This window comes from Marinomonas sp. IMCC 4694, from assembly GCF_008122525.1.
Classification (GTDB): Bacteria; Pseudomonadota; Gammaproteobacteria; order Pseudomonadales; family Marinomonadaceae; genus Marinomonas.
Window position 1 is genome coordinate 988,066 of the sequence record NZ_VSRV01000001.1, and the last position, 20,403, is coordinate 1,008,468.

General features: G+C 45.9%; 14 protein-coding genes and 3 rRNA genes. 13 read left to right on the forward strand and 4 right to left on the reverse strand.

Features of this window, described 5'->3' with window-relative positions:
• Nucleotides 1–13: 13 nt before the first annotated feature.
• A complete protein-coding gene (gene yjeH / locus FXV75_RS04550) occupies nt 14–1,291 on the reverse strand; it encodes an L-methionine/branched-chain amino acid transporter (RefSeq protein ID WP_148831393.1) in 1,278 nt (425 codons plus the stop codon).
• A 168-nt stretch (nt 1,292–1,459) separates the two neighbouring features.
• On the opposite strand from yjeH, the gene FXV75_RS04555 reads away from it, so the two are divergent.
• The 8 genes from FXV75_RS04555 to FXV75_RS16330 all read left to right on the forward strand — a co-directional run bounded on the left by FXV75_RS04555 (nt 1,460) and on the right by FXV75_RS16330 (nt 11,736).
• On the forward strand, nt 1,460–1,888 hold the full coding sequence (locus FXV75_RS04555; RefSeq protein ID WP_148831394.1) for an Lrp/AsnC family transcriptional regulator: 429 nt from the start codon (nt 1,460–1,462) through the stop codon (nt 1,886–1,888).
• 197 nt (nt 1,889–2,085) lie between these two features.
• A complete protein-coding gene (locus tag FXV75_RS04560; protein WP_262368461.1) occupies nt 2,086–3,693 on the forward strand; it encodes a chloride channel protein in 1,608 nt (535 codons plus the stop codon).
• A 64-nt stretch (nt 3,694–3,757) separates the two neighbouring features.
• Entirely contained in the window at nt 3,758–5,041 is a 1,284-nt protein-coding gene (gene hemL / locus FXV75_RS04565; protein WP_148831396.1) for a glutamate-1-semialdehyde 2,1-aminomutase, read from the forward strand.
• A gap of 27 nt (nt 5,042–5,068) precedes the next feature.
• Nucleotides 5,069–5,839, forward strand: a complete 771-nt coding sequence (gene pssA / locus FXV75_RS04570; protein WP_148831397.1) for a CDP-diacylglycerol--serine O-phosphatidyltransferase — start codon at nt 5,069–5,071, stop codon at nt 5,837–5,839.
• Between the two features lie 416 nt (nt 5,840–6,255).
• Nucleotides 6,256–7,797 (forward strand): 16S ribosomal RNA (locus tag FXV75_RS04575).
• Between the two features lie 374 nt (nt 7,798–8,171).
• Nucleotides 8,172–11,082, forward strand: a 23S ribosomal RNA gene (locus tag FXV75_RS04580).
• A gap of 183 nt (nt 11,083–11,265) precedes the next feature.
• Nucleotides 11,266–11,380 (forward strand): 5S ribosomal RNA (gene rrf, locus FXV75_RS04585).
• Together the 16S, 23S and 5S rRNA genes form the textbook arrangement of a ribosomal RNA operon.
• A gap of 215 nt (nt 11,381–11,595) precedes the next feature.
• Nucleotides 11,596–11,736: a hypothetical protein gene (locus tag FXV75_RS16330; protein ID WP_187424845.1), complete on the forward strand. Its 141-nt coding sequence runs from the start codon at nt 11,596–11,598 to the stop codon at nt 11,734–11,736.
• A gap of 324 nt (nt 11,737–12,060) precedes the next feature.
• Here FXV75_RS16330 and FXV75_RS04590 read toward each other — a convergent pair whose 3' ends face one another.
• Nucleotides 12,061–12,999, reverse strand: coding sequence for a LysR family transcriptional regulator (locus FXV75_RS04590; protein WP_148831398.1), 939 nt, complete (start codon nt 12,997–12,999; stop codon nt 12,061–12,063).
• A 106-nt stretch (nt 13,000–13,105) separates the two neighbouring features.
• Here FXV75_RS04590 and FXV75_RS04595 point away from each other — a divergent pair, with 106 nt between their 5' ends.
• A complete protein-coding gene (locus FXV75_RS04595; RefSeq protein ID WP_148831399.1) occupies nt 13,106–14,014 on the forward strand; it encodes a DMT family transporter in 909 nt (302 codons plus the stop codon).
• On the opposite strand, the gene FXV75_RS04600 is transcribed toward FXV75_RS04595, so the two are convergent.
• Complete coding sequence (locus FXV75_RS04600) at nt 14,011–14,622, reverse strand: TetR/AcrR family transcriptional regulator (RefSeq protein ID WP_148831400.1); 612 nt, start codon at nt 14,620–14,622, stop codon at nt 14,011–14,013. The genes FXV75_RS04595 and FXV75_RS04600 overlap by 4 nt on opposite strands.
• Before the next feature lie 121 nt (nt 14,623–14,743).
• Here FXV75_RS04600 and FXV75_RS04605 point away from each other — a divergent pair, with 121 nt between their 5' ends.
• Nucleotides 14,744–16,765, forward strand: a complete 2,022-nt coding sequence (locus FXV75_RS04605; RefSeq protein ID WP_148831401.1) for an NADPH-dependent 2,4-dienoyl-CoA reductase — start codon at nt 14,744–14,746, stop codon at nt 16,763–16,765.
• A 68-nt stretch (nt 16,766–16,833) separates the two neighbouring features.
• Here FXV75_RS04605 and FXV75_RS04610 read toward each other — a convergent pair whose 3' ends face one another.
• Nucleotides 16,834–17,358 carry a hypothetical protein gene (locus FXV75_RS04610; protein WP_148831402.1) on the reverse strand — a complete coding sequence of 175 codons (525 nt, stop codon included), beginning with the start codon at nt 17,356–17,358 and terminating at the stop codon, nt 16,834–16,836.
• Nucleotides 17,359–17,602: 244 nt separating this feature from the next.
• Between FXV75_RS04610 and iscR the strand changes: the two genes are divergently transcribed.
• From iscR to sufC, 3 genes are all read left to right on the forward strand, one after another.
• Nucleotides 17,603–18,091, forward strand: a complete 489-nt coding sequence (gene iscR, locus FXV75_RS04615; RefSeq protein WP_148831403.1) for a Fe-S cluster assembly transcriptional regulator IscR — start codon at nt 17,603–17,605, stop codon at nt 18,089–18,091.
• Between the two features lie 73 nt (nt 18,092–18,164).
• The gene (gene sufB, locus FXV75_RS04620) at nt 18,165–19,601 is read left to right on the forward strand and encodes a Fe-S cluster assembly protein SufB (RefSeq protein ID WP_148831404.1); all 1,437 of its coding nucleotides are present in this window, start codon (nt 18,165–18,167) and stop codon (nt 19,599–19,601) included.
• Between the two features lie 13 nt (nt 19,602–19,614).
• Complete coding sequence (gene sufC, locus FXV75_RS04625) at nt 19,615–20,400, forward strand: Fe-S cluster assembly ATPase SufC (RefSeq protein WP_148831405.1); 786 nt, start codon at nt 19,615–19,617, stop codon at nt 20,398–20,400.
• The last annotated feature ends 3 nt before the right edge of the window (nt 20,401–20,403 follow it).

Here is a 20,403-nt window from a genome sequence, read left to right on the forward strand (position 1 = left end):
AATAAAATAATCATTATTGTACAGGAAGTTTGGATATTTTGATGGGGCTTTTCTTAGATTTAATGTACTCATAACCCAGCGCTAAGCAAAAGGCCATAAAAGCAAAAAGCATACTTTGGCCAATAAAAAATACCATGAAGCTACAACTTATCAGCGCAATACCGGCGATCAATTGCACTGTGCGATTTACCAATTTTAATGCGGCGATACAGGTTAATGCGTAAATGAGCAGAAAACTTCCATTGGTCATTTCAATAAACCACGCCATTTTCCAGCCAGACAGTTCAGCAAAAACAATTGAAAACACCGTAATGGCGCCAACTAACATGACCGCTTTAGCCGGTGCACCTTTTTTATTTAGGTCGATAAATGTTTTAGGTAAAGCCCCTTGATTTGCCATGGATTGAACCATGCGAGAAAATCCTAAAATATAAATAGCCACGTTGGCAAAAGCAATGACATAGGCACCAGCTGCAAATATTCGGCTACTGGTATGGCCCATGAGCTTGCTGACAAGCAAGGCTAGGGACTGGCTGTTGGTCACTTCATCGCCATAGGTGTGATGCCAGGCAATAAGTAATACTAGGCTTAAGTACGCTAGTATGACGATGGTCATTCCCCCCAATAATGCGATGGGAAAGTCACGGGCAGGGTTCTTAAACTCGGCGCCCATATGTGCCATCACTTCAATGCCTAAAAAGCACCAGAATATCACGCCAGTTGCATAGAGCGTTTGCTGCCATTCTGATGAGTTTGTGGGCGTTGCAATCATCTGGCGACTGCCTTGAATGTCACCAATAATACACAGCCAAATGATGGTTCCTATCATAACAATCACAACGCCCGTTTGAAATCGGGCAGAGGTTTGCATGCCGACAATGGCGAACAGCACCATCCCTGCGAGTGTCAGTAAGCTAAAACTAAGTAACCATTCATCTGAAACATTAAAGATGAGTGTCAAATACGCCGCTGCTACTTTAATAGCGACGGCTGGCCCTACCAATAAAATACTCAAAAAAAGCCAACCAACCGCTTTTTCATAGCGAGAGCCAAATGCTCGTCCTATGTAATGAGACGCGCCGCCTGCCGACGGGTACTTGGCGCCTAAAAAGGCAAATACAAAGGCTATCGGTATTATCATTAACGCAGTAATAAGCCATGCGTAAAAAGCGAAAGAGCCCGCTTGAGATACCGACATGGCAGGTAAAATCATTAGTCCAGTGCCGATAAACGTTGTGACGGTCATTGCCATTCCCTGGAAGGGGCCGAGTGTTTTTTGATAGTTAGACATAGGGTCGCCTTGATTAGTCGAATTCAGGAGCTGTTATTTACTGTGGCTAAGGATAAAATAAGCGCATTAAAAATACGCCATACAAGTTGGCCCTATTGAGAAGCATTTTGCCGGAATCTCCGTCAAAGTGAACGGACAATGATAAAAGTAATAAAAGAGGGTTTTTGAGTGGCGGATCATTATGATCAGAAAATACTGGCATTATTGGTCGACGATGCTCGGCTCTCTGTTTCCGACATCAGTCGTCAAGTCAATTTATCTCGCTCTGCTGTTACTGAGCGAATCAAGCGCATGGAAGATAGTAGCATTATTACGGGATACCACGCTCATACTGCGGTGTCGAAAGAAGAAGGAGTTACGGCGTATTTGGCGTTAACGTTTCGCCCATTATCTTGTGAGTTAGTGCAACCTCTTATTGAAAGTCTTCCAGAAATTAAACTGGCGCACTCAATCAGTGGTGATTTGGATCTGTTACTTTTGGTGCAAGCATCTTCTATGGCGCGCTTGAATGTGATTAGAGGTGAGATAGACAGCTGGCCAAACCTAAATAAAGTGGTTACCCACATGTGTTTGTCGAGTCGTTTAGATCGCTGGTGAACGTGGTTGGATATGCGACTAATCGACACCCAACAAATTCAGTTCGAGTGTCAACTCAATGACGTGATTCAAAAGGGAGGGAGGATCTGAAAGGCATTAATATTAAACAACGATGGTCAAATAGAGCCAAATCGTACGATGATTTGTTGACCTTGGCGGCTCTGGGAACGCTGTGCGGTTTGTTCAGCGGGCTTTTAATGGCCCTTTTTTACGCTGTTGTGTATCTGCCTACGCGCTCTTTTATTGGAACAGATTTTGATGCATTTGAGTCTTTACCAGTTGAGTGGCGGGTAGGTTTGTCTGTGTCGGCGTGTTTGGTGTTGGCTCTGATTTTTACATTGTTGCCAAACCGACTGCATAAAGTGGGTGTGCCGTATGTAGTAGAGCGCTTAAATTACCACAACGGCAATTTACCGATAGGTAATGGGGTTGTGCAGTTTTTTACGGCGGCGATTGGGTTGGTTGGGGGTCTATCAATTGGCAAAGAAGGCCCTGCAGTTCATCTTGGTGCTACGATTGGAAGCTATTTAGCTCAAAAAGCTAAGTTACCTCAATATGGTGTCGAAACATTATTGGCTTGCGGCATTGCTGGGGCGATTTCTGCCGTTTTTCAGACACCTCTTGCTGGCGTTTTGTTTGCGTTTGAGGTGATTTTTCTCGAATACCGTCAGCGCTATGTTCTGCCACTCTTACTGTCTTCTGTCACGGCGACTTTAATTAGCCATTACCTTTTAGGGCCTCTGGATATTTTCAGTATTGAGGCGGTTTCCTCGGTGTTGCTGTCTTTGGATTTATTTTATGCTTGTTCCGCGCTCATTGTTTTTATTGTCTTTTTATCGGTGTTATTTTTGCACACCCAAAAGCCACTGTGGCAATTTGGTGTTTTATCGGTTTGGTGGCGTTTTGCGCTGGTTGCTTTTGCGACCTCGTTAGCGGCTGTGTATTTACCAGAGGCGCTCGGTAGTGGTTTTTTACCATTAAGCCATTTGCTATCTGGTGATTTAGTTGTTAAATCATTGTTATTGTTGATTTTAGTGAAAACAGTGCTAACGGCATTTACTATCGGCTTGGGTATTCCAGGCGGGATGATAGGGCCGGCTTTTATTATTGGTGGACTCGCTGGTGCGCAAATTGCGCTAGTATTTGAGGCGGATGTGACTTTATTTGCGTTGCTCGGTATGGCCGCTATGATGGCAGCGTGTTTTCAGGCGCCTCTAACCGCACTGGTGGCGGTGGTAGAAATGGCGCACTCTTCTCAAGCCATTGTGCCTGCTTTGTTTGTTATTGTTTTGGCATGCTTGCTTATGAGGGTATTTTTTCACCAAGAATCTGTGTTTGTTGAACGTTTAACTTATATGGGAATGGCATCAAGTGTGAGCCCGTTTCAGCGCTTTCTTCGCCATCATACGATTAAGCCTGTCGCTGATCCTGTGCAGACGTTATCAGTGTGTACGTCATTAGAGCGGGTGAAAGATCTAGCGTCGAGTATGCTAGACTATGTGGCTTATAAAAACGAAGGTACATGGTTTTTGGCTCGCCGGCTTGTTGTGCTGGAGGCGCTAAAAACATTAGATTTAGGTCCGCAGCCTTGGTTAGTGATCGACGATGAAAAGGTTTCAATGGATTTGTTTAAGGCGTTGGATTCTTCTGTTATACCCTCAATTGAAGAGCCTTTATCTTTGGAAGCCATGTTGGCGTGGTTTCAGGCAACTGGACTGTCCGAAGCGTTGGTTCCTTTGTCAGGCGCTTCGCTTGGTCTAGTTTCTCGTCATCGTCTTGATCAGTTTTTATTAAAGAGTGATTAGTGGCAGGGTACTCGGCCACTTTTTTTGTTTAGATTATATTATTCAGTTATAGGATTTAGAAAATATGAGTCGGTCAGAAGATTTATACGCACGTGCCCAACACCGTATTCCTGGAGGCGTTAACTCTCCAGTTCGAGCTTTTAATGGTGTGGGTGGTACCCCGATTTTTTTCCAGCGCGGGGAAGGGGCTTATGTTTACGACGAAGATAAAAAGCGTTACATCGATTATGTAGGATCCTGGGGGCCAATGATTTTAGGTCACTCTCATCCTGATGTTTTAGATGCTGTTCGAGCTCAATTGGATTTCGGGTTAAGTTTTGGTGCACCAACAGAAGTAGAAATTACGATGGCGGAAAAAGTCTGTGAACTTGTTCCTTCGATGGACATGGTGCGCATGGTGAATTCAGGCACAGAAGCGACCATGAGTGCAATTCGTCTAGCTCGTGGTTATACCGGTCGAGATAAAATAGTTAAGTTTGAAGGTTGTTACCATGGACACTCAGACTCATTGTTAGTGAAAGCCGGTTCTGGTGCTTTAACGTTGGGCGTGCCCAATTCACCGGGCGTACCAGCGGATTTAGCGAAGCATACTATTACTTTGCAGTTTAATGATAGTGAAGAGGTAACGCGTTGTTTTGCTGAGATAGGCGAACAGATCGCGTGTATTATTGTGGAGCCTGTCGCTGGCAATATGAATTGCATTTTACCTGTTGAGGGTTTTTTAGAAACACTGCGTAAAGTGTGTGATGAGTCAGGAGCCGTTCTAATTTTTGACGAAGTAATGACGGGATTTCGCGTGGCTTTAGGTGGTGCGCAAGAGCATTTCGGTATAGTTCCTGATTTAACAACGCTGGGTAAAGTGATTGGTGCTGGTATGCCTGTGGGGGCATTTGGGGGCAAGCGCGAAATTATGGAGTGCATCGCACCGCTTGGTCCGGTTTATCAAGCAGGCACATTGTCCGGTAATCCTGTGGCTATGGTGGCAGGTTTGGCTGTACTGAATAAAATCAGTGAGGAGGGCTTTCATCGCACGTTAGCCGCAAAAGCCAATCGTCTTGTAACTGGATTGAAAAAAGCCGCGGATGAGGCTGGTGTGCCGTTATGTGTTGTTAACGTTGGTGGGATGTTTGGCTTCTTTTTCTCAGAAGCGAAAGTGGTCAGTAGTTTTGCAGAAGTTCAGCGCTGTGATTTAGCTACTTTTAGAGCGTTTTTTCATCATATGCTGGAAGAAGGTATTTACCTAGCACCTGCGGCATTCGAGGCAGGCTTTATTTCTCAAGCGCATACCGATGAGGACATTGATTATACTATCGAAGCGGCTAAGCATGCGTTTGCTAAGCTTGTTTAACATATTTCAATTTAAAAGGTCGTTAGTATGTCTATAGAAGAGATGGAAAAGTCATCAGCGGATGAGGTAGAAGACATTGACGTTGGAGATGGGAGAAGGCAGCCGCACAAGGGAGTGTACTTGCTTCCCAATTTATTCACTACGGCGGCACTTTTTTCCGGCTTCTATTCTATTATTGCGGCTATGAATGGAAATTTCATTTATGCCGCGGTAGCCGTTTTTATTGCGATGGTTTTAGATGGTTTGGACGGGCGAGTGGCTAGGCTTACTCATACACAAAGTGCGTTTGGTGCAGAATACGACTCTCTTGCTGATATGGTGTCTTTTGGCATTTCCCCCGCACTTATTGTTTTTACTTGGTCTTTGGCGCCTTTGGGTAAAGTGGGCTGGATAGCCGCTTTTATCTATGCGGTAGGTGCTGCACTGCGCCTAGCTCGGTTTAACACAATGCTTGGTGTTGAAGAAAAACGCTACTTTACAGGGCTCCCTAGTCCAGCTGCAGCTGGAATTGTTGCCGGAATTATTTGGGCAGCGAATGATAAAGGGGTTTCGGGCGAGAGTTTGGCGACGTTTATGGCGTTGATAGTCCCTATGACCGGTCTTTTAATGGTGAGTAACGTAAAATATCGAAGTTTCAAAGATCTAAATCTAAAAGGCCGTGTTCCGTTTGTCGTATTGTTAATCGCTGTTCTTGTATTGGTATTTATTGCCCTGGAGCCAGCTCTAGTAATGATGGCTGTTTTTTGTCTGTACGGTTTATGGGGGCCTCTTGGAGTAGTGTTTAAGCGATTTCGTTAGGATCTGGTAGAAAAGTACGGTGCTATTATTGATGATTTCAATTTAATCATAATTAATCGCACTTTTCTTCAAAAAAGGGTTGCACTAAATCTGTAGATCCTTAATATACGTCCTCGCTGACACGGACAGGGCTTCAGAGCAACGAAGACCATGTTCAACATACTAGATTAAGTTCTGGTTTCGTTATCAAGTCAGCACGCTCTTTAAAATAGATAATCAGATAATTTGTGTGGGCGCTCGCTGGAGGCTTCAGAAGATTGACATGGTTGCTTAGTTTGCTAAGTGGTTGTGAGCGATCAAAAAAATTGAAGTCTTACGAGAGTCTACAAGCAATCGCTTTATGTTGGTTTGTCATCTTAGGATGATGGACTGATTAAGTTAAATTGTTAGTGTAAAGATTTGAGTGAGCAAACTTTTAACTGAAGAGTTTGATCATGGCTCAGATTGAACGCTGGCGGCAGGCTTAACACATGCAAGTCGAGCGGAAACGAAGGTAGCTTGCTACCAGGCGTCGAGCGGCGGACGGGTGAGTAACGCGTAGGAATCTGCCTAGTAGAGGGGGACAACATGTGGAAACGCATGCTAATACCGCATACGCCCTGAGGGGGAAAGGAGGGGATCACTTGTGACCTTCCGCTATTAGATGAGCCTGCGTGAGATTAGCTAGTTGGTAGGGTAAAGGCCTACCAAGGCGACGATCTCTAACTGGTCTGAGAGGATGACCAGTCACACTGGGACTGAGACACGGCCCAGACTCCTACGGGAGGCAGCAGTGGGGAATATTGGACAATGGGCGCAAGCCTGATCCAGCCATGCCGCGTGTGTGAAGAAGGCCTTAGGGTTGTAAAGCACTTTCAGGGGTGAGGAAGGGTGAGTCGCTAATATCGACTTATCTTGACGTTAGCCCCAGAAGAAGCACCGGCTAACTCTGTGCCAGCAGCCGCGGTAATACAGAGGGTGCAAGCGTTAATCGGAATTACTGGGCGTAAAGCGCGCGTAGGTGGTTTGTTAAGTCTGATGTGAAATCCCAGGGCTCAACCTTGGAATGGCACCGGATACTGGCTAGCTAGAGTATGGTAGAGGGGTGTGGAATTTCCTGTGTAGCGGTGAAATGCGTAGATATAGGAAGGAACATCAGTGGCGAAGGCGACACCCTGGACTAATACTGACACTGAGGTGCGAAAGCGTGGGGAGCAAACAGGATTAGATACCCTGGTAGTCCACGCCGTAAACGATGTCTACTAGCCGTTGGGTTGTAATGACTTAGTGGCGCAGCTAACGCAATAAGTAGACCGCCTGGGGAGTACGGCCGCAAGGTTAAAACTCAAATGAATTGACGGGGGCCCGCACAAGCGGTGGAGCATGTGGTTTAATTCGACGCAACGCGAAGAACCTTACCTACTCTTGACATCCACAGAAGCCGAAAGAGATTTTGGTGTGCCTTCGGGAACTGTGAGACAGGTGCTGCATGGCTGTCGTCAGCTCGTGTTGTGAAATGTTGGGTTAAGTCCCGTAACGAGCGCAACCCTTATCCTTATTTGCCAGCACTTCGGGTGGGAACTTTAAGGAGACTGCCGGTGACAAACCGGAGGAAGGTGGGGACGACGTCAAGTCATCATGGCCCTTACGAGTAGGGCTACACACGTGCTACAATGGCGTATACAGAGGGCGGCGAGCTAGCGATAGTGAGCGAATCCCAGAAAGTACGTCGTAGTCCGGATTGGAGTCTGCAACTCGACTCCATGAAGTCGGAATCGCTAGTAATCGTGGATCAGAATGCCACGGTGAATACGTTCCCGGGCCTTGTACACACCGCCCGTCACACCATGGGAGTTGATTGCTCCAGAAGTAGCTAGCTTAACCCTTCGGGGATGGCGGTTACCACGGAGTGGTCAATGACTGGGGTGAAGTCGTAACAAGGTAGCCCTAGGGGAACCTGGGGCTGGATCACCTCCTTAAACGATAGAAACCTCTGGTGAGCGTTCACACAAATTATCTGATGATACTCTTGATGAATGGTCTTATTCATCAGCCTGTATGATATCTATTTAAAGATTAGGATAGAGTCCTAAGCAAGACACTACGTCATCTTACGCCTTCGGTGTTGGGTGATTTTTAGTCTCTGACTTAGTGCTTTGCACTAAACTTGCTCTTTAACAATTCGAATTTTGAAATAACGATAAATCAAGCGTTAAACCGGTGGAAGCTCACTTTAACCTAGTGACTTCTATTATCGTAAATCCAGAGGGGTACAAAAGCCCTTTGGTATGTGATTCTAAAATACATAAGAACAAACCTTGTTTGATTTTATGAAAACTATTTTGGGTTATATGGTCAAGTGACCAAGCGTGCACGGTGGATGCCTTGGCAGTCAGAGGCGATGAAGGACGTGGTAATCTGCGAAAAGCTTGGGGGAGTCGATAAACAGACTGTGATCCCAAGATGTCCGAATGGGGAAACCCACTCTACTTGTAGAGTATCCCACAGTGAATACATAGCTGTGTGGAGGCGAACCCGGGGAACTGAAACATCTAAGTACCCGGAGGAAAAGAAATCAACCGAGATTCCCTAAGTAGCGGCGAGCGAAAGGGGATTAGCCCTTAAGTGGTTTTGGTGTTAGTAGAAGGCTCTGGAAAGAGTCGCCGTAGAGGGTGATAGCCCCGTATACGAAAACACCTTAATCATGAAAACGAGTAGGACGGGACACGTGTTATCCTGTCTGAATATGGGGGGACCATCCTCCAAGGCTAAATACTCCTGACTGACCGATAGTGAACCAGTACCGTGAGGGAAAGGCGAAAAGAACCCCTGTGAGGGGAGTGAAATAGATCCTGAAACCGTGTACGTACAAGCAGTGGGAGCGGACTTGTTCCGTGACTGCGTACCTTTTGTATAATGGGTCAACGACTTATTTTCAGTAGCAAGGTTAAGCATGTAGTGGAGCCGTAGGGAAACCGAGTCTTAATAGGGCGTTTAGTTGCTGGGAATAGACCCGAAACCGGGCGATCTATCCATGAGCAGGTTGAAGGTTGGGTAACACTAACTGGAGGACCGAACCCACATCCGTTGAAAAGGCTGGGGATGACTTGTGGATAGGAGTGAAAGGCTAATCAAGCTCGGAGATAGCTGGTTCTCCTCGAAAGCTATTTAGGTAGCGCCTCGTATCTCACCATTGGGGGTAGAGCACTGTTTGGGCTAGGGGGTCATCCCGACTTACCAACCCCATGCAAACTCCGAATACCAATGAGTGCAATTACGGGAGACACACAGCGGGTGCTAACGTCCGTTGTGGAAAGGGAAACAACCCAGACCGTCAGCTAAGGTCCCAAAGTTACAGTTAAGTGGGAAACGATGTGGGAAGGCTTAGACAGCTAGGAGGTTGGCTTAGAAGCAGCCATCCTTTAAAGAAAGCGTAATAGCTCACTAGTCGAGTCGGCCTGCGCGGAAGATATAACGGGGCTAAAACTGTACACCGAAGCTACGGATGCTTAATTGCTGTTTACAGTAATGGGCATGGTAGAGGAGCGTTCTGTAAGCCGTTGAAGGTCAAGCTGTAAGGCAGGCTGGAGGTATCAGAAGTGCGAATGTTGACATGAGTAACGATAAGGGGAGTGAAAAACTCCCCCGCCGGAAGACCAAGGTTTCCTGTCCCATGTTAATCAGGGCAGGGTGAGTCGGCCCCTAAGGCGAGGCAGAAATGCGTAGTCGATGGGAAACAGGTTAATATTCCTGTACTCGTGCATATTGCGATGGAGAGACGGAGAAGGCTAGGCCAGCACAGCGATGGTTGTCTGTGTTTAAGGCGGTAGGTTGGGTGCTTAGGCAAATCCGGGCACCCCCCTTTAGTGGGAAGACCGAGAACTGACGACGAGCCCTCTTTTGGGTGAAGTGGTTGATGCCATGCTTCCAGGAAAAACTTCTAAGCTTCAGATATGCAGGAACCGTACCCCAAACCGACACAGGTGGTCAGGTAGAGAATACCAAGGCGCTTGAGAGAACTCGGGTGAAGGAACTAGGCAAAATGGTACCGTAACTTCGGGAGAAGGTACGCCGGTTAGTGTGAAGGACTTGCTCCGTAAGCATTGATCGGTCGAAGATACCAGGTGGCTGCGACTGTTTATTAAAAACACAGCACTCTGCAAACACGAAAGTGGACGTATAGGGTGTGACGCCTGCCCGGTGCTTGAAGGTTAATTGATGGGGTTAGCGCAAGCGAAGCTCTTGATCGAAGCCCAAGTAAACGGCGGCCGTAACTATAACGGTCCTAAGGTAGCGAAATTCCTTGTCGGGTAAGTTCCGACCTGCACGAATGGCGTAACGATGGCCACACTGTCTCCACCCGAGACTCAGTGAAATTGAAATCGCAGTGAAGATGCTGTGTATCCGCGGCTAGACGGAAAGACCCCGTGAACCTTTACTATAGCTTCACAGTGAACTTTGAACCTACTTGTGTAGGATAGGTGGGAGGCTTTGAAGCGGTGACGCCAGTTACCGTGGAGCCACTCTTGAAATACCACCCTGGTATGTTTGAGGTTCTAACTCAGGTCCCTTATCGGGATCGAGGACACTGTGTGGTGGGTAGTTTGACTGGGGCGGTCTCCTCCCAAAGAGTAACGGAGGAGCACGAAGGTGTGCTCAGCATGGTCGGAAATCATGCATAGAGTGTAAAGGCAAAAGCACGCTTAACTGCGAGACAGACACGTCGAGCAGGTACGAAAGTAGGTCTTAGTGATCCGGTGGTTCTGTATGGAAGGGCCATCGCTCAACGGATAAAAGGTACTCCGGGGATAACAGGCTGATACCGCCCAAGAGTTCACATCGACGGCGGTGTTTGGCACCTCGATGTCGGCTCATCACATCCTGGGGCTGAAGCCGGTCCCAAGGGTATGGCTGTTCGCCATTTAAAGTGGTACGCGAGCTGGGTTTAGAACGTCGTGAGACAGTTCGGTCCCTATCTGCCGTGGACGTTTGAGATTTGAGAGGAGCTGCTCCTAGTACGAGAGGACCGGAGTGGACGAACCTCTGGTGTTCCGGTTGTCACGCCAGTGGCATTGCCGGGTAGCTATGTTCGGACGGGATAACCGCTGAAAGCATCTAAGCGGGAAGCCTCCCTTAAGATAAGATCTCACTGGGACATAAGTCCCCTAAAGAGCCGTTCGAGACTAGGACGTTGATAGGTTGGGTGTGTAAGTGCTGTGAGGCATTGAGCTAACCAATACTAATTGCTCGTGAGGCTTGACCATATAACACCAAAGTGGTTTTTAGATGAGAAGAGAGAAAAAACTCAAATCATCAGAATGAGACACATAGAATTACGATAGAGCATCAACCATGATGAACATCGGTTTAACCTTGATTACGTTATTTCAAAACAAGAATTGTTGAAGATCAAGCATCCTATTCGCGTGAAAACGCAAACAGAATTGCTTGACGATCATAGAGGCGTTGAACCACCTGATCCCATCCCGAACTCAGAAGTGAAAAGCGCCATCGCCGATGGTAGTGTGGGAGATCCCATGTGAGAGTAGGTCGTCGTCAAGCTTTAAACACTAAGAAGCCCCATACAGCCAATGCTGTGTGGGGTTTTTTTATGCAGATAAGCATGTGAGAGACAGATCATCCCAAGCTTTAAACACAAAGAAGCCCCATACAGCCAGCGCTGTGTGGGTTTTTTTATGCCTGCGATTTAGTCATGACGGCTTGATGCTGACCACTCAAAACTCAAAACTCAAAACTCAGAATACAAAGGGTAATGCATGTGCACAGCGTCTTGCTCTGCGCCTGTCTCATGCCTTGAAGCCGACGCTGTCGCAGGCAGAGCAGGCTGTCTGAATCCAGATAGACTTGAAATAGGTCATGTAAAGATGGCAAAAGAAGAGCAGCTAAAGGCGGCTTAATCAAACAAAACTAAGGCAAAAAATAGAATGACAGCCAACTATGGTAAGAATAAAGCGTTATGACGTCTGGTGAGCGAGTTGGGAAGGCTAAATAAAAATTTTTCCGCTGCGTCCATGCAGCAACGGGGTCATCCTGAGAAGCGACAGAGCCTCCGTCCTGAAGGCTAAAGCAAATCCGTTTGCTCTCTGTCTGTGTGTAATTTAGGTCAAAAAAAGATCAGTTACAAGTTTAAATTGTAAAATTATTGTTTCGGCGGTGTTACAGGGTAGGATTTTTTCATTTTATTGCTCAATGTAGGGAGTTTTTAGTGTGATTTTTCTACATCATCCTTTGGGTAAAAGTATCGCTTTTTTAGTCAGCCAGTGCTCTAGATTTTTAATAGCATCTTCATTTTTACGGCCTTCTTTGTAGGCGAGGTAGAATTTTTCTTTTGTTTTGTAGGCACGACAAGGCAGCTTAATAAGCGGCGTTTCGTTGTTCTTTTCGTTCATCATATAGTCGTTGACTAATGCGATCCCAAGAGAGTGTTTTGCGGCTTCATAAGCGAGCATAAGGTGACTGAAACGGTGAAATTGAATGTGCTCTGGCAAAGGCAGGTTCATGTTGTCAAACCAGCGTTTCCAATCTTCAATATGGCGATCATAAATACTATACGAAGTGATCAAAGGAAACTGAGCCAGTAAATCCGGTGATGCTCTTAATATCTCCGATAATTCATAGTCTGTGGTGACACCTAGTTTATTTTTAATAGTCTCGTAAAACGACACACTGCATACAGCGAACAACTCTTCAGCGTAAAAAGGTTTGAATTGAAAACCGCGCTTTTCCTTGTCGACAGTAATAAAAAAATCCGCGGTACGATCTGATAATTCTGGCGTGCTGTGACTCATTTCAATGCACAGCTCCAAGTGTGGATACAAATGCTTTAAGTCAGGCAATCTTGGAATTAACCAATACACGGCAAAAGAGCTGTACACCGCCAAGCGTATTTGAGTTTTTTGCTGACCTTTCATTCTGTTCGTAGCGTCTTCAATTTGTGACAAGGAATGGCTAATGGAGTCCAAATAATATTTCCCTTCCTTGGTTAGTTCCAAACGCCGCCCTTGGCGATGAAACAAGCTTTCACCAAGATGATTTTCTAACAGGCGTATCTGGTGCGAAATTGCGCTTTGAGTCACGTTCAGCTCAAGGGCTGCGAGGGAAAAACTGTTTAAGCGAGCAACGGCTTCAAAGATGGGTAACGTTTTCAGAGGAGGGAGCATTTTCATTATCCAAATAACTAATACTAAATCTAAATATATCATTTTATCTAATAAAAAGAAGGGGCTAGACTGCACGCAAAATTAAGTAATAGGCAGGAGAAATGTGATGTCAGGTCGTACCGTTAGCAGCGCTATTGTAGTGTTGGTCTTGGGCAGCTTTTTTGCCACCTTGTGTGATGTGTTTATTAAAATGGCTGGTCCCGACGTTGCCGTATTTCAGTTGACGTTTTTTCGCGCCGTTTTTATGTGCATGATCTTGCTTCCAATTGCTTTGTTTAAGTATCAACGAATGGAAAAATCAACGGCGCTGATGGGCGTTAAACTGCATTTCTTGCGTGGTAATTTATGGGTACTAGCTGGTGTGCTTTTGACGATTTCGTTGGCTGCTTTGCCGCTCGCTACCGCCAATGCAGTATTTTACACAGCGCCTATTTTCATCATGTTGCTGGGAGCTTTTTTCTACAAAGAACGCTTGAGCATTCATGTGATCGCAGCGGCGTTACTCGGCTTCATTGGTATTCTGATTATTTTACGGCCCACTGAGATCACCTTTGGCATGATCAGCGCGATTTTGTTTGCCGTGGTGTTGGCGGCAAACAGTTTGTTGATTAAAAAAATACCCCAAGAGCAGAGCATGATGTATGGCTTGTGCATCACCCAATTGTTTGCATTGCCATCGGCCGGTGCGTTGGCGTGGTGGGAAGGGGCCGTATTTACCCCAGATATTCTTATTTTTGCTGCGCTGTCATCGGTGTGTTCAATCTCGTACAGCCTAGCTTGCTTGGTCGGTTACCGTTACGTGGCATCGAGTCAGGTCACCAGTGCGGAGTATTCGGGTTTGATTTTTGCCTTTTTATTGGGTTGGTGGTGGTTCGGTGAAACTCCAGATTGGGCGGTATTTGTGGGGTCTTTGTTTGTGATCTTGCCGTTGTTGTATTTGAGCCACCAAGACATTAGACGTTTGCGTAAAGGTCAGTCATTGACCAATACGCGAGCCAATCTAGGTGCAGGTTAATCACCCACGCACAGGTTTTTGATCATTTGCTCGCGCATTTGATGTAAATCTGACGGATCCAAGTAAATACCATCAATGAATAAGCGAGCCAAACCATGGAGGCTTGCCCAAGTCGTTTGACCGATTCTTAGTGGCGTATTATCGCTGGGAAGTACGCCATCTTTTTGTAATTCTTCTACCCATTCTAGCCATGTTTTAAAGGTGTGTTTCGACGCTGATTTTAGGGATTCACTTGGCTCTCCCGCTTTCCACAAGGTTCTGCCGTACATTAAATCGTAGGTTTCACTGTGCTCTAAAGCGTATTCCAAATAACTCGACACATACTCATTAAATGCGTTTCTTGCGGTTTGTGTACTCCATTGAGAATTTTTCAACAGCGACAATAGGCGTTGTTCTTGTTCATAAAAGCCTGCTTCGGCAAGGGCGCATAAAAGAGCGTTTTTGTCCTTAAAATGATGATAAGGCGCCGTTCTTGACACGCCCACAGTGTCGGCTAGCTTGCGCATGCTAAGGCTCTCAACACCCTGCTCTTTAATAATAAGCGCGGCCGCATTGAGTAAAGACGTGGTGAGATCACCATGATGATAGTGCTTTTTTAATGTTGTCATAAGCGAGATTAGAGCGGTTAATCTTGACAATGTCAAAATTGAAATCTATCTTGACACTGTCAACATAAAGTTATTGACCGTCAGCATTGCCTAAAAAAATAAAAATACAGTGAGATCCATTATGAATCAGTCTATATATCCACATCTTTTTCAACCGCTCGACCTTGGCTTTACACAATTAAAAAACCGCGTGATTATGGGGTCTATGCACCTTGGTTTAGAGGAAGCGAAAGGTGGCTTTGAGCGGATGGCGGTATTTTATGCTGAGCGCGCCAAGGGCGGAGTGAGTCTAATTGTGACTGGCGGCATTGGCCCTAATGCCGAGGGGGGGGTATACGCCGGAGCAGCTTTAATGGTGAGTCAGCAAGATGTTGAAAATCACCGTATCGTCACCGATGCTGTGCACGCTGAAGACGGGAAAATCTGTATGCAAATTCTCCATACCGGACGCTACGCTTATAACCCAAAATTAGTGGCGCCGTCAGCTTTAAAGGCGCCAATCAATCCTTTTCCTCCTCGTGAATTGAGTGAAGAGGGCATTCAGCAGCAAATTGACGACTTTGTACGTGCGGCCGTTTTGGCGCAGCAAGCGGGTTATGACGGCGTAGAAGTGATGGGTTCCGAAGGTTATCTGATCAACCAATTTATCGCGACGCGAACCAATCAGCGCGATGACGATTGGGGGGGGATCTACGTCAATCGTATTCGTTTGCCTTTAGAGATCGTGCGACGTATTCGCGATGCAGTGGGCGAGCGGTTTATCATTATTTATCGTTTATCCATGCTGGATTTGGTTGAGCAAGGCAGCAGTTTGGATGAAGTGATTGAGCTGGGCTTAGGAATCGAAAAAGCCGGAGCGACGCTGATTAATACCGGCATTGGTTGGCATGAGGCGCGTGTTCCAACGATTGCGACTAAGGTGCCAAGGGCCGCATTTACTTGGGTTACCGCTAAATTACGGCAGTCGTTAAGCGTACCGCTGATCACCTCGAATCGAATTAATATGCCCGACGTGGCCGAAGCGGTCTTGGCGCGTGGCGATGCCGATCTTATTTCTATGGCGCGGCCGTTTCTCGCTGATCCAGAGTTTGTGCTGAAAGCGGAGCAAAATCGCGCTGATGAAATTAACACCTGCATTGCTTGTAATCAGGCCTGTTTGGATCATGTTTTTGACCACAAAATGACCTCTTGTTTAGTGAATCCCAGAGCCTGTCATGAAACTGAGATTATTATTACGCCAACACATACGCCAAAACGCATCGGTGTCATTGGTGCGGGCCCTGCCGGATTGGCGTTTTCGATCAACGCAGCGAAACGTGGTCATGATGTGACCTTGTTTGATGCGGCGACTGAAATAGGCGGGCAATTTAACATTGCCAAACGTATTCCCGGAAAAGGTGAGTTTTACGAAACCTTGCGGTATTTTGCGCGTCAAATCGAAGTGACGGGCGTCAACCTGCGATTAAACACTCGAGTTGATGCAGATCTGCTGGCTGACTTGGCGTTTGACGAGGTGGTGGTGGCGACGGGCATTTTGCCAAGACCCTTGGATATTGACGGAATAGATCATCCAAAAGTGCTGAGTTATCTTGATGTGATGAAAGGCCATTCAGTAGGTAAACGAGTTGCTGTGATTGGTGCAGGAGGGATTGGTTTTGACGTGTCTGAATTTTTAATCCACTCGTCGTCCCATCAAGACCCATCAATTGATGAGTTTATGACACAGTGGGGGGTAGACATGAGTTTTGCTTCTCGCGGTGGTGTAGAGGCCATGGCGCCACAGTTTGCACCTGCGGAACGCGATGTATTTTTGCTGCAACGTAAAAAGAAAAAGGTCGGTGCGACACTTGGCAAAACCACCGGCTGGATTCACCGAACTGAATTGCAAAAAAAAGGTGTTACTATGTTGTCTGAGTGCAATTATCAAAAAATCGACGATCAGGGATTGCATCTTTTAGTCGCTGACGAGGCGCGCTGTTTAGCGGTCGATACGGTGGTGATTTGTGCTGGACAATTACCCAACAGAGCTCTCGGTGAAAGCCTAAACAGCTCAGTTCATTATATTGGTGGCGCGGATGTGGCGTCTGAGCTTGATGCTAAGCGAGCAATTAAACAGGGCACTCTTTTGGCGCTGTCTATTTGATTTCTGTTTGATCGGTTTGTTAAAATTTACTTTGCCTTTACTATTGTGATGTCAAAGTCTCGCTGAAACTAGGGCGAGGCTTTGTCGTTAGGTTCGCCAGTTTTTAAAATAGTGAGAAGGTCTTCACGTTGCATACTGCCTTTTAGCGCCAAATCCAACTGATATTGATACTCATTATTCCAATCAGTGGCTCTAGGTACGATGTCGGATAAATCCTCCATAGATGACTTCATTACCTTTAAGTAGGCTTGAATGTTACGTTCTTGATCTATCAGAATGTTTTTTATTGCGGTGGCACTGCTGTGTCTAAGATAGAGTTTTAGGGTATTGTTCTGCTCTTCTATCGCGCTTATTTTATCGTTTTGTGCTAGCAACGAGGTTTCCATGGTGGCGGTTAACGTGGTTTGCTCTGTAAGTTTTTTGGCCAGATTGGAATTGTCGAGATCAGGTAAAAGAAAAAAGTAAGCAATGCCAGAAGACGCTCCAACACTGATTAAAAAGCACACAAAAAAAGCGATCGGCAATTTTAGGCTGTTTTTCTTTTTGGGAATTTCTTCTTCAATTTTTTTTTCTGGCGCAGATTTTGTTGGCATAGCAAACCCTTTTTAACTGGTGAGTGTTACTTGTTAGTAACCAATACAATGGATAACACGTCTTCTTCTTCGAGTTACGCTTTAAACTCGTTCAATAGTTTAGTTTTTTTTCCAGTGCACGTAAAATGTGGTCTTGTAATGATAGGTAACAAAATAACCTACTAAATTAGTGGGTTAAATACTTGATCAAAACAGTAGGTTTTGTGTACTATTTGTTTTTCAGAATAACCTAACTGGATAGCTTATGCGCCTAACAACAAAAGGTCGTTATGCGGTAACCGCGATGCTTGATCTGGCGTTACACTCTGATCAAGGTCCGGTTTCTTTATCAGATATTTCGAATCGACAAGGGATATCATTATCCTACTTAGAGCAGTTGTTTTCTAAGTTACGTAAAAAGTCTTTAGTGAGCAGCGTTAGGGGGCCGGGAGGCGGCTATCGTCTCAGCCGTCGACATGATGATATTTTTGTTGCGCAAATCGTCGATGCGGTAAACGAGTCGGTAGATGCAACAGGGTGCAAAGGCCGAAGTGATTGCCAAAGCGGTCACACCTGTCTAACCCATCATTTATGGTGTGATTTAAGCGATCAAATACACGATTTTTTAAATCAAATCAGTCTAGAACAGCTTGTACGCCGTAATGATGTTCGTAAAGTCGCAGATAGACAAGAACTTGAAAGCCGGCAGCGTAGCCTTAAAAATGACAAAATTAGCGCGGCTATGGTTGATTAATTAAAGAAAAAATTACGTGAGTTTGTTGTGCTGATTCGCAGTGCATCGACTCCTATATTAAGTGGGTTTTTATATGACTGAGCAGATAGATAAGGCGCTGGCACGGGAATACGAAGCGGGCTTTGTGTCTGATGTAGAATCAGAGACCTTTGAGCCTGGCTTAAACGAAGGTGTTATTCGACGTATTTCAGCAATGAAAGGCGAGCCTGAGTGGATGCTTGAGTGGCGTTTGAGTGCATTTCGTGATTGGTTAGAAATGGAAGAGCCTGAATGGGCGTTAGTGGATTACCCTAAAATTGACTTCCAAGCGATTTCTTATTATTCCGCGCCGAAAAGCATGAAAGACAAACCTAAGTCGTTGGATGAAGTCGATCCTGAACTATTGCGTACTTATGAAAAATTAGGCATCCCTCTTATCGAGCAGCAAATGTTGGCGGGTATTGCCGTCGATGCTGTGTTTGATTCTGTGTCGGTTGTCACCACTTTCCGTGAAAAGCTGGAAGAAGCCGGTGTGATTTTTTGCCCCATTTCTGAGGCACTTCATCGGTTTCCAGATTTGGTCAAAAAATACATCGGCAGTGTTGTACCGAAAAAAGACAACTACTATGCTGCATTAAACTGCGCCGTTTTCACCGATGGCTCGTTCGTTTATATTCCTAAAGGCACTCGTTGCCCAATGGAATTGTCGACTTACTTTCGTATCAATGAGCAAAATACCGGTCAATTCGAGCGCACCTTGATTATCGCCGACGAAGGCAGCCATGTGAGCTACTTAGAAGGCTGCACGGCGCCCCAGCGTGATGAAAATCAATTGCACGCCGCAGTAGTGGAATTGGTTGCGATGGACAACGCCGAGATCAAATATTCAACCGTGCAAAACTGGTATCCGGGTGATGAAAATGGCAAAGGCGGTATTTATAACTTTGTGACCAAACGTGGTATCTGTCACACCAGTGCCAAAATATCGTGGACACAAGTGGAAACTGGCTCTTCTGTGACTTGGAAATACCCAAGCTGTATTTTGAAAGGCGACAACAGCGTAGGCGAGTTTTATTCTGTAGCTCTGACCCGTGGCCGTCAGCAGGCGGACACGGGGACTAAGATGATTCACATTGGTAAAAACACCAAGTCGACGATTATTTCAAAAGGTATTTCAGCCGGACGAAGCAACAACAGCTATCGCGGTTTAGTGCGAATGAACCCAGGTGCGCAAGGCGCGCGTAATTTTACTCAATGTGACTCTTTATTGATCGGTGATCAAAGTGGCGCACATACTTTCCCTTACGTGGAAAGTCGTAACCCTTCTGCGATTATTGAGCACGAAGCCACGACATCAAAAGTCAGTGACGAGCAAATGTTTTTGTGCCGTCAGCGCGGTCTTGATCCTGAAAAAGCGGTCTCTATGATTGTGAATGGCTTCTGTAAAGAAGTGTTCAAAGAATTACCCATGGAATTTGCCGTTGAAGCAGGCAAGTTACTAGAAATAAGCCTTGAAGGCTCTGTAGGTTAAGGAATTATTAACGATGTCGAACACCAAAAGTTTGTTGACGATAAAAGAGTTGCACGCCAGCGTAGAAGAAAAACAGATCATTAAAGGATTAAATCTGGATATTAAGCCAGGCGAAGTGCATGCCATTATGGGGCCAAATGGTGCCGGTAAAAGCACCCTGGGTTATGTGTTGTCTGGCCGTGACGGTTACAGCGTAGAAAGTGGTTCGGTCACGTTAAACGGTGAAGATCTGCTTGAAATGGAAACGGAAGACCGCGCACGTGCTGGTTTGTTCTTGGCGTTCCAGTACCCAGTTGAAATTCCAGGGGTTAGCAATTTAGAGTTCCTAAAAGCCTCTGTTGATGCCCAGCGCGAAGCACGTGGCGAAGAAGCCATTACGTCGGCGGAGTTTTTAAAAGAAGCCAAAGCCGCGTGCAAGCAAGTGAATCTGCCCATTGCCTTTTTAAAGCGCGGTGTGAATGAAGGTTTCTCTGGTGGTGAGAAAAAACGCAACGAGTTGATGCAGATGTTATTGCTGAAGCCTAAGTTGTGCATTCTGGATGAAACCGATTCAGGTTTGGATATCGACGCCTTGCAAGTAGTAGCGGAAGGCGTAAATAGCCAGCGCTCTGCGGATCGGAGCTTTATTGTGGTGACCCATTATCAGCGTCTGTTGGATTACATTAAGCCTGATTTCGTGCATGTATTGTCTGACGGTAAAATCGTGAAAAGTGGCGATGCTTCTCTTGCACTTGAGTTAGAAGCGCAAGGGTATGCTTGGCTGCAAAAAGAGCCAAATGAAGACGAACTTGAGGGGTAATGC

Excerpts from the sequence above, each read along its gene's own strand:
- yjeH (WP_148831393.1), bottom strand. The coding sequence starts at position 1,291 with ATGTCTAACTATCAAAAAACACTCGGCCCCTTCCAGGGAATGGCAATG.
- FXV75_RS04560 (WP_262368461.1), top strand. The coding sequence starts at position 2,086 with ATGGCCCTTTTTTACGCTGTTGTGTATCTGCCTACGCGCTCTTTTATT.
- FXV75_RS16330 (WP_187424845.1), top strand. The coding sequence starts at position 11,596 with ATGTGCACAGCGTCTTGCTCTGCGCCTGTCTCATGCCTTGAAGCCGAC.
- FXV75_RS04605 (WP_148831401.1), top strand. The coding sequence starts at position 14,744 with ATGAATCAGTCTATATATCCACATCTTTTTCAACCGCTCGACCTTGGC.
- sufB (WP_148831404.1), top strand. The coding sequence starts at position 18,165 with ATGACTGAGCAGATAGATAAGGCGCTGGCACGGGAATACGAAGCGGGC.
- hemL (WP_148831396.1), top strand. The coding sequence starts at position 3,758 with ATGAGTCGGTCAGAAGATTTATACGCACGTGCCCAACACCGTATTCCT.
- FXV75_RS04595 (WP_148831399.1), top strand. The coding sequence starts at position 13,106 with ATGTCAGGTCGTACCGTTAGCAGCGCTATTGTAGTGTTGGTCTTGGGC.
- FXV75_RS04610 (WP_148831402.1), bottom strand. The coding sequence starts at position 17,358 with ATGCCAACAAAATCTGCGCCAGAAAAAAAAATTGAAGAAGAAATTCCC.
- FXV75_RS04590 (WP_148831398.1), bottom strand. The coding sequence starts at position 12,999 with ATGCTCCCTCCTCTGAAAACGTTACCCATCTTTGAAGCCGTTGCTCGC.
- pssA (WP_148831397.1), top strand. The coding sequence starts at position 5,069 with ATGTCTATAGAAGAGATGGAAAAGTCATCAGCGGATGAGGTAGAAGAC.
- FXV75_RS04600 (WP_148831400.1), bottom strand. The coding sequence starts at position 14,622 with ATGACAACATTAAAAAAGCACTATCATCATGGTGATCTCACCACGTCT.
- iscR (WP_148831403.1), top strand. The coding sequence starts at position 17,603 with ATGCGCCTAACAACAAAAGGTCGTTATGCGGTAACCGCGATGCTTGAT.
- sufC (WP_148831405.1), top strand. The coding sequence starts at position 19,615 with ATGTCGAACACCAAAAGTTTGTTGACGATAAAAGAGTTGCACGCCAGC.